Source organism: Variovorax sp. GW821-FHT10B04 (assembly GCF_059415645.1).
The window spans coordinates 354,557-369,725 of sequence record NZ_JBWKNQ010000001.1 but is presented as its reverse complement, the minus strand read 5'-3'; the positions used below and the strand labels follow the sequence as shown (position 1 = coordinate 369,725).

General features: G+C 67.7%; 15 protein-coding genes and 1 riboswitch. Of the genes, 8 read left to right on the top strand and 7 right to left on the bottom strand.

All coding sequences use genetic code 11. The features are described 5' to 3' along the window. Positions 1–16: 16 nt before the first annotated feature. The 8 genes from AC07PZ_RS01780 (at position 17) to AC07PZ_RS01745 (ending at position 7,152) form a co-directional block, all read left to right on the top strand. Positions 17–1,087, top strand: coding sequence for an ABC transporter ATP-binding protein (locus AC07PZ_RS01780; protein WP_495293282.1), 1,071 nt, complete (start codon positions 17–19; stop codon positions 1,085–1,087). Next, positions 1,084–1,995 (top strand): LysR family transcriptional regulator, encoded by a 912-nt coding sequence (locus tag AC07PZ_RS01775; RefSeq protein WP_495293281.1) that lies wholly within the window; start codon positions 1,084–1,086, stop codon positions 1,993–1,995. The genes AC07PZ_RS01780 and AC07PZ_RS01775 overlap by 4 nt, the downstream gene beginning before the upstream one ends. A gap of 29 nt (positions 1,996–2,024) precedes the next feature. After that, the gene (locus AC07PZ_RS01770) at positions 2,025–2,999 is read left to right on the top strand and encodes an isopenicillin N synthase family dioxygenase (protein ID WP_495293280.1); all 975 of its coding nucleotides are present in this window, start codon (positions 2,025–2,027) and stop codon (positions 2,997–2,999) included. 173 nt (positions 3,000–3,172) lie between these two features. Continuing rightward, the gene (locus AC07PZ_RS01765; RefSeq protein WP_495293279.1) at positions 3,173–3,700 is read left to right on the top strand and encodes a 2,4'-dihydroxyacetophenone dioxygenase family protein; all 528 of its coding nucleotides are present in this window, start codon (positions 3,173–3,175) and stop codon (positions 3,698–3,700) included. Between the two features lie 2 nt (positions 3,701–3,702). Further along, positions 3,703–4,431 (top strand): SDR family NAD(P)-dependent oxidoreductase, encoded by a 729-nt coding sequence (locus AC07PZ_RS01760; RefSeq protein ID WP_495293278.1) that lies wholly within the window; start codon positions 3,703–3,705, stop codon positions 4,429–4,431. Between the two features lie 64 nt (positions 4,432–4,495). Continuing rightward, positions 4,496–5,479, top strand: coding sequence for a Bug family tripartite tricarboxylate transporter substrate binding protein (locus tag AC07PZ_RS01755; protein ID WP_495293277.1), 984 nt, complete (start codon positions 4,496–4,498; stop codon positions 5,477–5,479). Between the two features lie 13 nt (positions 5,480–5,492). Further along, positions 5,493–6,212: an SDR family NAD(P)-dependent oxidoreductase gene (locus AC07PZ_RS01750; RefSeq protein ID WP_495293276.1), complete on the top strand. Its 720-nt coding sequence runs from the start codon at positions 5,493–5,495 to the stop codon at positions 6,210–6,212. Positions 6,213–6,306: 94 nt separating this feature from the next. Beyond that, the gene (locus AC07PZ_RS01745; protein WP_495293275.1) at positions 6,307–7,152 is read left to right on the top strand and encodes an IclR family transcriptional regulator; all 846 of its coding nucleotides are present in this window, start codon (positions 6,307–6,309) and stop codon (positions 7,150–7,152) included. Positions 7,153–7,207: 55 nt separating this feature from the next. Here AC07PZ_RS01745 and AC07PZ_RS01740 read toward each other — a convergent pair whose 3' ends face one another. The 7 genes from AC07PZ_RS01740 to AC07PZ_RS01710 form a co-directional block, all read right to left on the bottom strand. Continuing rightward, complete coding sequence (locus AC07PZ_RS01740; RefSeq protein ID WP_495293274.1) at positions 7,208–8,539, bottom strand: voltage-gated chloride channel family protein; 1,332 nt, start codon at positions 8,537–8,539, stop codon at positions 7,208–7,210. Positions 8,540–8,621: 82 nt separating this feature from the next. Continuing rightward, a riboswitch (Fluoride riboswitch) is annotated at positions 8,622–8,693 on the bottom strand. 87 nt (positions 8,694–8,780) lie between these two features. After that, on the bottom strand, positions 8,781–9,806 hold the full coding sequence (locus tag AC07PZ_RS01735; protein ID WP_495293273.1) for a CaiB/BaiF CoA transferase family protein: 1,026 nt from the start codon (positions 9,804–9,806) through the stop codon (positions 8,781–8,783). Continuing rightward, a complete protein-coding gene (locus tag AC07PZ_RS01730; protein ID WP_495293272.1) occupies positions 9,793–10,218 on the bottom strand; it encodes a PaaI family thioesterase in 426 nt (141 codons plus the stop codon). The genes AC07PZ_RS01735 and AC07PZ_RS01730 overlap by 14 nt, the downstream gene beginning before the upstream one ends. 61 nt (positions 10,219–10,279) lie before the next feature. Further along, the gene (locus AC07PZ_RS01725) at positions 10,280–11,464 is read right to left on the bottom strand and encodes a M20 aminoacylase family protein (RefSeq protein ID WP_495293271.1); all 1,185 of its coding nucleotides are present in this window, start codon (positions 11,462–11,464) and stop codon (positions 10,280–10,282) included. After that, entirely contained in the window at positions 11,461–12,321 is an 861-nt protein-coding gene (locus AC07PZ_RS01720; protein ID WP_495293270.1) for a VOC family protein, read from the bottom strand. The genes AC07PZ_RS01725 and AC07PZ_RS01720 overlap by 4 nt, the downstream gene beginning before the upstream one ends. Then, a complete protein-coding gene (locus AC07PZ_RS01715; protein WP_495293269.1) occupies positions 12,318–14,153 on the bottom strand; it encodes an AMP-binding protein in 1,836 nt (611 codons plus the stop codon). The genes AC07PZ_RS01720 and AC07PZ_RS01715 overlap by 4 nt, the downstream gene beginning before the upstream one ends. Continuing rightward, positions 14,150–15,157, bottom strand: coding sequence for a zinc-binding dehydrogenase (locus AC07PZ_RS01710; RefSeq protein WP_495293268.1), 1,008 nt, complete (start codon positions 15,155–15,157; stop codon positions 14,150–14,152). The genes AC07PZ_RS01715 and AC07PZ_RS01710 overlap by 4 nt, the downstream gene beginning before the upstream one ends. Positions 15,158–15,169 lie beyond the last annotated feature (12 nt).

Below are 15,169 nucleotides of genomic sequence, written 5' to 3'. Positions count from 1 at the left end.
CTTCCCACCCTCGCAGATGACACAACTGATCCTCGAAAAGATCACCAAGCGCTTCAACGATGCGCTCGCGGTCGATGCCGTGTCGCTCACGGTGGCGCATGGCGAACTGATGTGCCTGCTCGGACCGAGCGGCTGCGGCAAGACGACCACGCTCCGCGCGATCGCAGGCTTCGAGCGCCTGGACGCAGGCGCTGTGAAGATCGACGGCGTCGACATCACGGCGATGCCGCCCGAGCACCGCAACATCGGCATCGTGTTCCAGAGCTATGCGCTGTTTCCGCACATGACGGTCGGCGAGAACATCGCCTTCGGTCTCAAGATGCGGCGCAGGCCGGCAGGTGACATCAAGACCGCGGTCGCAGAAGCCCTGAGCCTGGTGCGCCTGAGCGGCGTGGCGACGCGGCTGCCGCACCAGTTGAGCGGCGGACAGCAGCAGCGTGTCGCGCTGGCCCGGGCCATTGCGATCAGGCCGCAGTTGCTCCTGCTGGACGAGCCGCTGTCGAACCTCGACGCCAAGCTGCGCGACGAGATGCGCGATGAGATCCGCCGCGTGCAGCGCGAAGTCGGCATCACGGCGATCATGGTGACGCACGACCAGAGCGAAGCGCTTTCGATGGCCGATCGCATGGCCGTCATGTCGGCCGGCCGCATCGTTCAGGTCGATACGCCCGCAGCCATCTACCGCCGGCCGGCGCACCCTTTCGTCGCGGGTTTCATCGGGCAGGCCAACCTGCTGCCTGGCCGCGTCACGGCGTGCGGGGACGGCGTCGCCACCGCCGAGACCGCGGCCGGCTCGCTGCGCGGCGTGGCGGTGACGTCGCTGGCTGTCGGCGCTGCCGTGGTGTGTGTCGTGAAGACCGAACATGTTTCGTTGGCCACGCAACCTGGCGAAGGGCCGGGGCCGCGACTTCCGGTGCGAATCGATGCACGCAGTTTCCTGGGCCCGACGGTGGTCTACACCTGCGAATCGGGTGCGACGCGCATCGTCGCGGCGCTTGCCCATCGACCCGATCAGTTGCTCGAGGTCGGCATGCGCGTGTGGGCCGGCTGGTCGGCGCAGGACTGTCTCGTGCTGGAGGCCGCGTGATCTCGGCCACCGGCGTGCGCTACTTCGCCGAGGTCAACCGCCGCGGGTCGTTCCGCGCCGCAGCCGAGCACCTGGCCGTGGCTGCATCCGCCATCAGCCGCCAGGTCGCGCTGCTCGAAGAGCAACTCGGGGCGCCGCTTTTCGAGCGCAGCCGCGGCCGATCGGCATTGCGGCTCACCGCCGCCGGCGAGATCCTCATGCAGTACGCGAACAGCGTCGACAACGAGATGCAACGCGTGCAGTCCGAGATCGAGGCACTGCGCGGACTGCGCAAGGGCCATGTGCGCGTGGGCATCCCGGAGTCCTTCACGCGCGACTTCTTCCCGGCGTTTCTCGCGCGATTCAGCAGCCAGTATCCGCGCATCACCTTCCAGGTCGAGATGGCGGGTACGCCGCGCCTGCTCGATCTGGTCATTGCCGGCGAACTCGACGCGACGCTCAGTTTCAATCCGCCGCCGATGGCCGACGTCAAGCACGTCTTCGAGCGGACCTTGCCGACCTGTGTGCTGGTGCCGCGCGGTCATCCGCTCGCCGATCGTCCATCGGTGAGGCTGTCCGACTGCGCCGAATACGGCATGGCATTGCCCGACCTGGCGACCAGTGCCAAGCGGGTGTATGACGAGATGTTCGCCAAGGCCAAGATCCGGCCGCATGCGCTGCTGGTGAGCAATTCCTACGAGTTGCTGCGCGGCGCCGCGATGCACGGCATGGGCATCGCCATCCTCAATCCCCACTTGAACGAGAAGAACAGCGCGCGAGCGACCTACCGCTACGTGCCGATCCGTGACCCGCGCGTCAAGCCGCAGCGCTTCACCGTCAGCGTGAAACACGATCGCAGCCTGCCGATCGCGGCCGCCACTTTCGTCGACAGCCTGGTGCAGGCACTGGCAGAGGACGGCAAGCCGTGATGGAGAGATTGATTCCAAGGAGATCCGACATGCTCGAACAGCCCCGATCCGCTTCGCCGAGCGAAGTACCCATTCTCGATCTCGGTCCCTGGCTGGCCGGCGGTGCCCCCGACACGCTGGTGGCCGAGATACGTGCCGCATGCCTGAATACGGGCTTCTTCTACGTGACCGGCCATGGCGTTCCCGCCCACGTGGTGAGTGGCGTGTTCGACGCGACGCGCCGCTATTTCGACCTACCGCTCGAGACGCGCCTGCAGGACCGGCTGGACGATCGTTTCCGTCGTGGCTTCATGCCGCAGGGGATCAACAAGCATCCGGGCTATGACGCCGACCTGAAGGAAAGCTACGAGTTCGGCCTCGATCTTCCGCTGGCCGATCCGGACGTGGCTGCCGGGCGGCCATTGCATGGACCGAACCGCTGGCCCGAGTGCGCGCCCTGGCTGCAGCCCGCAGCCGAGGCGTATTTCGAACAGACGCTTGGCGTGGGCCGCAACATCCTCAAGTTGCTCGCCCTTGCGCTCGAGCAGGACGAGGGCTTCTTTTTGCAGTGGTGCCGCAAGCCGATGGCGCAGTCGAGGCTGTTTCACTATCCGCCGCAGCCGCCTGCCGTCGAAAGCGCACTGGGCGTGGCGCCGCACACGGATTACGGCATGGTGACCATCCTGACCCAGGACCCGATTGGCGGGCTCGAACTCCAGAAGCGCGACGGCGAATGGATCGGCGCACCCTACATCGAAGACACCTTCGTCGTGAACCTGGGCGACATGTGGAAGGTGTGGACCAACGACCTCTTCGTCTCCAACCTGCACCGCGTCGTCAACCGGACGGGCCGGGAGCGGTACTCGATACCGATGTTCCTGAATCTCGACTACGACGCACCTGTCGCATGCCTGCCCAACTGCCTGCCCGCCGACGGTCAGCCGCGCCACGCGCCCGTCAAGGCGGGGGACTACCTCGTCAGGCGCTTCTCCGAGGTGCAGCAGTACGGCAGCACCGGGCGCTGACGGGCAGCCGGCGACCGCCGGAGTCAGCGGAAGGGGGCGCGTCGAGTCGCGGGCGATGCGGTCCGGAGTCGTCCCATGCAGGTCTCGGCGGACACCAGGGTTTCCTCAGGGTGTCTGCGCGCCGGCATGTCTGTCTACAATATGGATATATATCCACAATATGGACAGACCCCATGCCGATCGACGACTCGGATCCGAATCCGAAGACCCCCTATCAGTACCCCAACCCGCCCGACGCACTTCCCGAGATCGTGATCAACCACGCGATCCCGCAGGACGAGCGCCTGTGGGTTCCGCAGGCCGAGAACGTGTGGTTCCGGCCTCTCTGCCTGAACGCCAGCCAGGGCTACTGGATGAACCTGCTGCGCGTGCGCAAGTCCGGTGTCCTGAGCCGCCACCGCCATCCGCAGGCCGTGCACGGCTTCGTGCTGAAGGGGCGCTGGCGCTACCTGGAACATGATTGGGAAGCGACCGAGGGCAGCTACGTGTTCGAGCCGCCGGGCGAGACGCATACGCTCTACGTGCCGGAAGATGTCGAGGAAATGATCACGTACTTCCAGGTCAACGGTGTCATGTATTACACCGATCCCTGGGGCAAGGGCATGGGCTACGAGGACGTGTTCACCAAGATCGACATGTGCCGCAAGCACTTCGAGTCGGTCGGGCTGGGCGCCGACTTCACCAAGCAGTTCATCCGTTGACCATGGACTACGGTCGCGCGCGCTTCGATTTCGCCGGAGCGGTCGCTGTCGTCACGGGCGGCGCCAGCGGCATCGGTGCCGAGGTCGTCGCCCATCTGCGGCGCAGCGGCGCATGCGTCGTGGTATGGGACATGGCCGAGCCCGCCGGAGACGACAGCTGGCGGGTCGACGTGACGGATCTGGCGGGCGCCGAAGCGGCGGTTGCCGAAGTCCTCGCGCGCTTCGGCCGCATCGATTTCGTGGTCAACAGCGCCGGCTTCGCCGGACCGACGATGCCGCTGGAGGACTACGACCCGCTGGTCTGGCGCCGGATCGTGGACGTCAATCTCGTCGGTACCTTCAACGTGTGCCGTGCGGTGGTGCCGCACCTGCGCGCCGCGGGCGCCGGACGCATCGTCAACATCGCGTCGCTGGCCGGCAAGGAGGGCACGCCCAACGCCTCGGCATACAGCGCGGCCAAGGCCGGCGTGCTGGCATTGACCAAGTCGCTCGGCAAGGAACTGGCGACGACGGGCGTGCGCGTGAATGCGATCGCCCCGGCGGCGGTGCGCACGCCGATCCTCGCCCAGATGTCGCACGAACACGTGCAGACCATGATCGACAAGAGTCCGATGAAGCGTCTCGGCGAGAGCAGCGAGGTCGCCGAAATGGTGGCCTGGCTGTGCTCCGGCTCCTGCACCTTCAACACGGCGGCGGTCTTCGACCTGTCGGGAGGTCGGGCCAGCTATTGATTTTCAGCGTGCGGGCGTCGGAGGGCCGGCCCCATTTTTCAAGAAGACAAACGGAGACAAAACCATGATTCGAATTGCACAGAAATTCCGCCGCCATGCGGCACTTGCCTTGCTGCCGTTCGTGGCGCTCGGCTTCACTCATCCGGCCACGGCACAGGTGCGCGACTTTCCCAATCACCCCATCGAACTCGTCGTGCCGTTCCAGCCGGGCGGCGGCACGGACGCGCTCGCACGCGCATTCGGTGAAGCGGCGCAGAAGCACATGGGCCAGAGCGTGATCATCGTCAACAAGCCAGGCGCCAGCGGTGCCATCGGCTGGCAGGACGTCGTCAACGCCAAGCCCGATGGCTACCGCCTCGCCGTCGTCACGGTGGAACTGACCACCATTCCCAACCTCGGTCTGGCCAAGTTCACCTACAACGACATGACGCCGATCGCGCAACTCAATGCCGACCAGGCTGCGATCACCGTGCGCGCCGAAGCGCCCTGGAACACGGTCGAGGAGTTCCTGGCCGCAGCGAAGAAGGACAGCGGAAAGATCAGCGTGGGCAATGCCGGCAACGGCTCGATCTGGCACCTGGCTGCAGCGGCGCTGGAGGACAAGACCGGAGCCAGGTTCAACCATGCGCCGTTCCAGGGCGCCGGCCCGGCGATCCTCGCCTTGCTGGGCGGCCATATCGACGCGGTGGCCGTGAGCCCTGCCGAAGTCACGACCTACGTGCAATCCGGCAAGCTCAAGATGCTGGCCGTCATGGCCGATCAGCGCGTCAAGGGCTTCGAGAGCGTGCCCACGCTGAAGGAACGCAACATCGACCTGAGCATCGGCACCTGGCGCGGCATCGCGGCGCCCAAGAACACGCCGCCGGAGATCGTCGCCTACCTCAAGGACCTCAGCCAGAAGGCCGCCAACGAGCCTTCGTTCCGTGCGGTGCTGGACAAGCAGAACCTCGGTTTCACCTATGCCGACGACGTCGCGTTCAAGGCCGTCATGGCCAGGGACAGCGCTTATTTCAAAACGCTGATGTCCAAGCTGGACATCAAGAACTGACATCACAGGATCCATGACCTATCAGCCAGGACTCTTCAAGGAAAAACGCGCACTGGTGACCGGCGCGACCCAGGGCATCGGCGCGGTGATTGCCAATCACCTGGCCGCACTCGGTGCGCAGGTGACCGCCATCGGCCTGGGCCGCGGCGACGGCACCCTGCATGCCGACGTGCAGGTGCGCGAGGCGGACGTGACTTCGGTCGACAGCCTCGAGGCCGCCCTGGGCGACCTCGATCGGCTCGACATCGTCTTCAACTGCGCCGGCATCATCCAGCGCGGCGCGGAGCACGACCTCGACGTCTTCCAGAAGGTGCTGGCAGTGAACCTCACCGGCACCATGCGCGTGTGCGGCATGGTCCGCGAACGGCTGAAGGCCAGCGGTGGCTGCATCGTCAATACGGCCTCGATGCTCAGCTTCTTCGGCGGCGGGCTGGTGCCGGGCTACGCGGCCAGCAAGGGCGGTGTGGCGCAGCTCACCAAGTCGCTGGCCATCGCCTATGCGGCGGACGGCATCCGCGTGAACGCGGTCGCACCGGGCTGGATCGCCACGCCGCTGACGCAAGCGCTGCAGGATGACCCGGCGCGCGCCGGCCCCATCCTCGCGCGCACGCCGCTGGGCCGCTGGGGTACGCCGGACGACGTGGCGCGTGCCGCGATGTTCCTGTGCACGCCGGCCGCGTCGTTCATGACGGGTGTGGTGCTGCCGGTGGACGGCGGCTACATGGTGGCCTGAGGCGCGAGGCACGCCCCCGCGGCTGCAGGGTGCGCGGATGCGGCATGGATAATGGTCCGGCCTTCCGCGCCGAGTGCCATTCCCGTTCTCTTCCATGCCTGCTTCCCGTTCATCTCCCGCCACCCCCGCGCCTTCTTCGCCGCCGGCGCAGCCGCAGGTTGCCGGCACCGCGGCCTTCTCGAAGTTCATGCACGTGCTGCAGTTGGTGGCGGATGCCGACGAGCCGATGAACGTCGCCGCGCTGATGCGGGCAAGTGGCTATCCCCGTCCGACGGTGCATCGGATCGTCGCCGCGCTGGTCGCCGAACGCTTGCTGGAGGAGACCGCGCATGGCGCGACGTTGGCGCTGGGCCCGCGGCTCATCCAGCTGGCCAGCCGCAGCTGGGGGCGGTCGGCGATACGGTTGGCCGCGGTCGATGAGCTCAAGCGCCTGCGCGACCTGACCGGCGAGACCGTCCACCTCGCCGTGCCCAGCGGCACCAGCATGGTCTACATCGAGAAGCTCGAGAGTCCCAGCGCCGTGCGCATGTCTTCGCGCATCGGTACCAGCGTGTTCCTGCATTCGACCGCTGTCGGCAAGGCCTACCTGGCCGCGCTCGACGACAAGGCCTTCAAGGCGCTGGTGAAGAACCTGCCCATGCCGCGCCACACGGACAACACGACCGTCGATGCGGCGGTGCTGCGCGAGCAGGTCGTGCAGGCACGCGAACGCGGCTGGGCCGTGGACAACGAAGAGAACGAGCCGGGCATCTTCTGTTTCGGCGCCGCGGTGCGCAACGCGGCGGGAGTGCCGGTCGCGGCCATCAGCGTCAGCACGCTGGTGTTTCGGCAACGGCCCGACCCCGAGGTCGCCTATGTGGCGCCGCTGCTCGAGACCTGCCGCGCCATCTCCGCACGCATCGCGCAGACGCCTTCCGCGTCGATCAGCGACACCTTGTAGGGTTCAGCGAGCGCGCCGACGACCCGCGGGTGTTCGCACGCGCTGAATTCGCCGGTCAGTCCGGCGCCTTCTTGTCGGCGCCGTCTTCACGTTGCTTCTTGCGGAATTGCGCAATGTCCGCAATGCGCAGTCCCTCGGGCAGGCTGCCGCGGTGCTTGCTGTGGCCGACACGTTGTGCGCGATAGATGCTGGCGTGCCCGGAGCACAGATAGCTCACGACGCAGGCGATGGCCGCGAGCGGGCCGATGTCGGGGCCGAAGAGTTCCATCGCCATGACGCTGGTGGCCAGCGGCGTGTTGGCCGCGCCGGCGAAGACCGCCACGAAGCCGATGCCGGCCAGCATCGCAAAGGGCAGGTGAAGCAACGGGGCCAGCGCGTTCCCGAGTGTGGCGCCGATGTAGAACAGCGGCGTCACTTCGCCGCCCTTGAAGCCCGTGCCGAGCGAGGTGACCGTGAAGATGAACTTCCCGAGGGAGTCCCACGGCGCCACCGGTTCCTGGAACGCGTTGACGATGGTGGGAATGCCCAGCCCGATGTACCGGTGCGCATCGGTGCCCAGTGCGCCCAGCCCCCAGACGGCCAGCGCGATGACCGTGCCACCCAGCACGGGCCGCAGCGGCGGATAGCCGACCCGGCGTTTGACCAGGTCGCCCAACTGGTGCGTGGCGGTGGCGAAGGCGAGTCCGGCCAGGCCGAAGATCACGCCTGCGACGACCACGGCGATGACGCTCCATGGCGTCACGGCGGCGATCTGCCCGATCGCGTAGTGCGTGTGATGCACGCCCCAGGCCACGCCGACCCGTTCGGCCACGACGCCGGCGACGACGCAGGGGAACAGCGCGTCGTAGCGCATGCGGCCGATCGCCAGGACCTCCAGGCCGAAGATCGCTCCGGCGAGCGGCGTGCCGAACACGGAGGCGAAGCCCGCGCTGATGCCCGCCATCAGCAGGATGCGCCGATCGGCGTGCGGCATGCGGAACACGTGGGTGAGCTGGTCCGCCAGCGCGCCGCCCATCTGCACCGCGGTGCCTTCCCGCCCGACCGAGGCGCCGAAGAGGTGGGAGATCACGGTTCCTCCCAGCACCAGGGGGACCATGCGCAGCGGCACGATCTTCCGGGGGTCATGGATCTCGTCGATGAGCAGGTTGTTGCCCGCATCGACGGGCTTGCCGAGCTTGAAGTAGATCCAGCCGACCACGCCGCCGGCGATCGGCAGCAGCCAGATGATCAGCGGATGGCCTTCACGCCAGACCGTTGCGCGTTCGAGCAGGAAGAGAAAGGTGGCCGACGCGCTGCCGGCCAGGAAGGCAACGATGCTGGCGACGACGAGCCATTTGCCGATGTACGGCAACAGGTCGAATTGTTCGGGGCGGTGAAAGCGGCGCATGGAGATCAGTGTCGAGAAAATCGGCCTGATCCAGCAAGGGAAATGATGAGCGCGAACGCCTACAGCCCCGTGATGTGATCAGGTGTCTGTAGGCATCATCAGCCCCGGGCGATGCCGCGGCGGTTCACGGAGGAATGCCATCTCCGGACCCTGGAGGCTACTAAAAAATGGCGAAGCGCTCAAGTCCGCAGTGCCGCGGCCATGCGCCCTGGCCGATCGTGCGTGCAGGATCGCGGGGCGATCAGCCAGCGAACTGCGGGTGCCGCATGGCCTCGTCCGTTCGCAGCACGGGCGTTGCGCAGCAGTCGGCGGTGTCGAAACGCGAGGTCCAGTGTGCGAGCGTGTGTTGCGCGAAGATGGTGTCCAGTTCATCGCGAACGGCGCGAGCCTCTTCGCCGCCAGGTACCTGGCCATGGCTCCAGTGGCACCTTGCAAGGTCCGGGCGGTTCAGCAGATCGCAGAGGGCGACCCAGTGCTTCGGCTCGAGTGCCCCTACCGCCACGTGCCGGTGATCTGCCGTCGCGTAGATCCCGTAGCACGGCAGTCCGCCCGTGAGCATGCCTTGGCCGCCCCGTTCGTCCCGGCGGTTCGCGTCGACCGTCGCCGCGGCAAGAAAGTTGCTCTCCAGCATGGCGTGTGCCATGGAGATGTCGATCCAGCGGCCCATGCCGGTCCTGTGCACGGCCAGCAGCGCCGCGAGAAGGGCGACCAGTGCAGGCTGACTGCCGCCGAACAGGTCGCCGATGGGCAGTCCGCAGAGTGCGGGCTGCCCGTCGCGGGCCGCGATCTGCGAGAGCACGCCGGTCAGCGCCAGCAGATTGATGTCGTGGCCTGCGCGCCGGGCGCATGGACCTTCCTGCCCGAATGCCGTCAGCGAGCACAGCACCAGTCTCGGGTTGCGCGCCTGCAGCGTCGGCCAGTCGAGCCCCAGCCGCGCCATGACGCCCGGGCGGAAGCCTTCGAGCACGGCATCGGCCTGTTCGACCATGCCGAGAAAGCGATCGCGTCCGTCGGCCTGCTTGAGGTCGAGTGTCAGCATGTCCTTGCCGTGATGCAGCGCGACGAAGACATGGCTCGAATCCCCCTGGCGTGCGCCCATGTGCCTGGCCGGATCACCGGCCGGCTGCTCGATCTTCGTGACATGGGCGCCGAGTCGTGCGAGCTGCCACGTCGCCCAGGGCCCCGGCAGGTACTGGGTCAGGTCGAGTATCCGCAGCCCGGCCAGTGGCGGGGACGGGTGCGTCGCTTCGGTGTCAGGCAATGCCAAAGGAGCCCCGTCCGATCGCCGTCAATCGACCCTCCGAATCGAACACGTCCACGTCGACCACGCCGATCGTCTTGCCGATCCGTCGCACCTTCGCCTTGCCGACCAGGAACGCGCCGGAGGACGGACGCAGGTAGTCCACCCGGAAGTTGACCGTGGGTACGGGCGCGTGCGTGCCCATCACGACGGCGAAGCAGCCCACCGTGTCGATGAGGCCGGCAATGGGGCCGCCGTGAAACTGGCCGGTTCCGGCGATGCGTTCCAGCTCCGGCCGCATCGGCATCCTGATGGAAAGCATGCCGTGGTCCAAATCGATCTCGGTGCATTGGAGATCGAGGAGCCGGATGAAGGGAGAGCTGTCGAGCCACGCCTGGAGGGCGTCCACTGTCATGGCCGGTTGCTGGGTCGTGTTCATGATCGAAATGGGGAATGGGTTGTGGAAGTTGAGGAAGAGGGGGCCGAGCCTCGACGATTCGTCAGCGGGCCGCCGGCGTGCCCAGCGCCGTCTGAACGAGACTGACCCAGTACGCGCTGCCCAGCGACAGGATCTCGTCGTTGAAGTCGTAGCCGGGGTTGTGGACCATGCAGCCGCCCTGCGCGCCGACACCGTTGCCGATCCACACGTAGGCACCGGGGCGCGCCTCCAGCATGAAGGCGAAGTCCTCGGCCGCCATCAGCGCCTGGCCGTCCACGATCACCTGCGGCTTGCCGACCAGGCGCTCGGCCGCCGCCCGGGCGATTGCGGCTTCCGGTGCGCTGTTGACGGTCGGTGGATAGCGGCGCTCGTAGCGCAGGTCGATGCCGACGTCGTGCGCGATGGCCAGGCCTTCGCACAGCCGCCTCATTTCGGCTTCGACCGCATCGCGCACGTCCGCCTTGAAGACGCGCACCGTGCCGGACAGCCGCGCGTTGTCGGCGATCACGTTGTGCGTGTCCCCGGCATGGAAGGTCGTGACCGAAACGACGGCGGCATCCAGCGGATTCACGCGTCGGCTCACGATGCCCTGCAGGGCATCCACGAGACGCGCACCGGCCAGCAAAGGGTCGATGGTCGTATGCGGAAACGCGGCATGGCCGCCCTTGCCCCGGACCGTGATGTCGAACAGGTCGAAGGACGCCATCATGGGGCCGGGCATGACGCCGAAGGTGCCTGCGACCATCCCCGGGATGTTGTGCATGCCATAGACGGCATCCATCGGGAAGCGGTCGAACAGGCCTTCCTCGACCATGCGCCGCCCGCCGCCGTCGCCTTCCTCGGCGGGCTGGAAGATCAGGTGCACCGCGCCCTCGAAGTCGTCGCGATGGGCGCACAGGTAGCGTGCGGCACCCAGCAGCATCGCGGTGTGGCCGTCATGCCCGCAGCCGTGCATCTTGTTCGGCACGGTCGACCGGTAGGGCCTGTCGCCGAGCTCCGCGATCGGCAGCGCATCCATGTCGGCGCGCAGGCCGATCGATCGGGGGCCGGGCCGGCCGTGGATGGTCGCCACCACCCCGGTGATGGCGATGCCTTGATGGACTTCAAGTCCCAATGCACGCAGGAAGGCGGCCACGATGCCGGCGGTGCGCACTTCCTCGAAAGCGGTCTCGGGGTGCGCGTGCAGGTCGCGGCGGATACGCACGAGCTCGTCGTTGCCGGCCTGGATTTCCGCGAGGGCGCTCATTGCGGCATCTCGACGAATTCGATGACGCTGCCCCTGGCGTGCGCGGGGCCCACGACGATGCGTTCGCCCTGGTCGGCGCAGGGCACCGATGCGTCGCGCAGGCAATCGCGCATCCGCGCCATGTCCGCCACGCCGATGCGCATGCCGGCGTAGCTTGCGCTGGCGCCGACGCGCACCTCCACGCCGAAGCGGGACGCAAAGTCTGCAGGGGCGTACACGACGATATCGGCCGCAGCCGGGCTCGTCGCCCGTCCGCCGCCGGCGCTGGCGTGCGAGGCACGGCCGAACAGCCGTTCGAAGTAGCCGATGGCGTCCGCCGGATCGGGCGCCGTCGCAAAGCACGCCAGCATGCTGACGGCGCCATTGCGATGCTGTTGCCAATCGGCGCGTTGGTACAGCGGCAGGTTGTGATACTGGCAAACGTTGAAGGCCAGTGGCGCCTCGATCGGCAGCAGCACGTCGAATTCGGGCCACACCGACCCTTCGCCGGGCAGGATCCACTCGCGGCGCACGTGTCGGGGCGGCTCGAACGGATAGCCGGCGGCAACCAGCGCCTCCTGCGCCTGCGCGGCGTCGTGCGTCGCCATCACCATCGACTTCACACCCTCGTCGCCCGACAGCACCGAGCGCATGGGTGGCGGCAGCGCCGATGCATCGCTCACGCCCATGAGTTCGACGAAATTCGCCGTGCCCGGCGTGCGCGACTGCAGCAGCACGAGCCGGTTGACGATTCCCATTGCCGTGATGTGCGAGTGGGGCGTCAGCGAAAAGCCGAGGCGCTCCCAGTCCCGGGAGGCGGCTTCGATGTCCGCCACGAAAGTCATCAGGTGGTCGATTTCCGAAAGGCCGTTGTTCATTGCGTGTGGGTTCCTGTGGATGGGTCGGTCGCGGACACCTCGGCGCGCAGTGCGAACCGGGCGAGGATCGCCTGCGAGGCGGCGACGTGTTCGGCGGGCACCTCGGCCCGGACGAGCGTTCCGTGCTGGGCGTGGGGCAGCACCGCCAGACTGAGCTGGCCGTTCAGTCCTTCGATGGCGTTCAGGAGGCGCGTGAAGACGCGTTCCGCTGCGTCCAGGCGCAGCGCCTGCTTGTTGATTTTTCCGATGCCGGTGACCGGCATCGTCGCCACGACGAAGATCTCCTTGGGCACGGCGGCGCGTTCGGTGATCGTCCGTGCGGCCAGGCCCTGCAGCGCCAGCGCGTCCAGCGTGCGGCCCGGCTTGGCCTGGACATAGGCGACCGGGAGCTCGCCGGCATAGGCGTCCGGGCATCCGACGGCTGCCGCCAGCGCCACATCGGGATGCGCGTAGAGCGCGGACTCGATGACGGTCGGATCGATGCCGTGGCCGCCCCGCTTGATCAGGTCCTTCGATCGCCCCGTGATCCAGATGTAGCCCTGAGCGTCCACGCGGCCGAGATCGCCCGTGTCGAGCCATCCTTCGCCGAGCCAGGGTTGGCGGGATGCCGGCAGGCCGAGATAGCCATCGAACACCGTCGGCCCCTGGATGGCGAGGACGCCGATCTCATCCGGTGCGCAGTCGCCGACGGCCTTGCCCTGCGCATCGACATGAACGGCCTTGACGCTGCAGTAGGGAAGGGCGATCCCCACGGACCCGCCGTGCCTCGCGCCGTCGCGCGGCATGGATGTCACCGCCAGCGTGGCCTCCGTCAGGCCCCATGGTTCGGTCAGCGGCACCTCGAGCGCCTCCACCAGCTGTTGCCCGATGGCGACCGGCAACGCGGCCGCGCCGTTGACGAGCAGCCTCAGGCGCGGGAGCTGCTCGCGTGCGGGCATGGCCTGGGCCAGCTGGCCCATCACGGTCGGCGGTCCGATGAGGATGCTCAGCGCTTCTTCGCGTGCCAGTGTCCAGACCGCGGCGATGACGCCCTTGCCCCGATAGCCCTGCTCTCCCGCGAGCAGGATGCCGGCGCCGCAGACCAATGGGAACAGCGTGCTGGCCAGCAGGCCGCCCACATGGAACATCGGCATGGCGGCGAGCACGGTGTCGTCGGGCCCGTAGCCATAGGCATAGGCCGTGATCAACGCCGTCGACGCGAAGTTCAGGCCCGACAGCGGTACCAGTTTGGGCAGGCCGGTGGTGCCGCCCGTGTGGAACAGCGCCACCGTTTCGCCGCGCCTGTCGCGCAGGGGAGGCGCGTGCCGGGCGTTTCCGGCGTGCAGCCGGGCCAGGTTCAGCACTTCGGGCGCCTGCGGGCAGGCCTGCAGGATCGCCGGCAGCTTGGCCGTCGCCAGCTCGCCGTCGACCACCAGCACGCGTGCGCCGGTCGCCGTCAGGAGCGCGGCGATTTCCGCCGGCTCCAGGTAGAAATTGATGGGTGCGGCCACGCCGACGGCCTGCGCGGCGAGCACCGCGCTCACGCCGAGCGGGTGGTTGGGCAGCAGCAGGGCCACCCGATCGCCGGCCGTGATGCCCATGCCGTGGAGAACGGCCATCGCCGCGTGCATGTTCGCGACGACATCGGCGAAGCTGAAATCCTCCGCAATGTCGCCGGGCAGGCCTGAAGGCAGGAAGCGAATGGCCCGCGCATCGCCATGCCGTATCGCCGCCAACGTCATCAGGCCGGGGAGGTCTCCGGCCTCCAGGCGCCCGGCGAGCGGCAATGCGGCGAATCGGTCGACGTCGCCGGGGTCTGCAAAAGGCGCGCGCAGGGGGTAGCGCGTGCTCATGGCGCAACGACGATCTTGCCGAAGAACTCGCGGCGCTCGAAGGCCCCATAGGCCTCGATGGCCTCGGAAAGCGGGACCACACGGTCGATCGCCGGCTTGAGCTTGCCGCTGGCCACCAGGTCCACGCAGGCCTGCTGTTCCTCCATCGTCCAGCCTGTCGACCCGATGATGTTCATCTCCGACATGAAGAGATAGGGAATGTCGGTCATGGCCTTGTAGCCGCCGGTGCCGCCGCAGCACAGGAGCTTGCCGAAGCGCTTCACGCAGCGCATGGATGGCAGCCAGGTTTCTCCCGCCGTGAAGTTCACCACCACGTCCATGCCGCCGCCGCGCAGGAGCGAACCGGTCTTCTGCCGGACCCAGCCGTCGATCGCCGTGGTCGTGTAGTTGATCGTCTCGTCGGCGCCCATGGCACGCAGGCGCTCGCATTTCTCGTCGTCGCCCGCCGCGGCGACCACGTGCAGGCCGGCGATCTTCGCGAGCAGCACGCATGCATTGCCGACGCCGCCGGATGCGCCCAGGATCAGGATCGATTGGCCCGCCGCAATCTGGCCGCGCGTGTGCAGCATGCGATAGGCCGTGCCGTAGGCGCAGGGCAGGCAGGCTGCATCCTCGAAGGACACCTCGTCGGGCAGGCGCATCAGCTGGCTGGCGCGCACCACGCAGTACTCGGCCATTGCGCCATTGCGGTTCTCGCCGAGCATGTCGAAGCTGCCGGTGGTCCAGTCGACTTCATGCGAGATCGGCAGCACGCGGTCCCCGAGCTTCCAGCCGCTGACGCCCTCGCCGAGTGCCGCGATCTCGCCTGCGCAATCGGTGCCCGTGATCCCCGGCAGTTCGACCTTGATGCCCGGCATGCCCCGCCTCGCGAACAGGTCGGCGTGGTTGAAGCTGGTCGCACGCACCCGCACGCGGACCCAGCCGGCTGGCACCGCCGGCTCCGGACGCTCGCCATAGCGCAGCACGGACAGATCGCCGTGCGCATCGAAATAAACCGCCTTCATCTGGAACTCCTC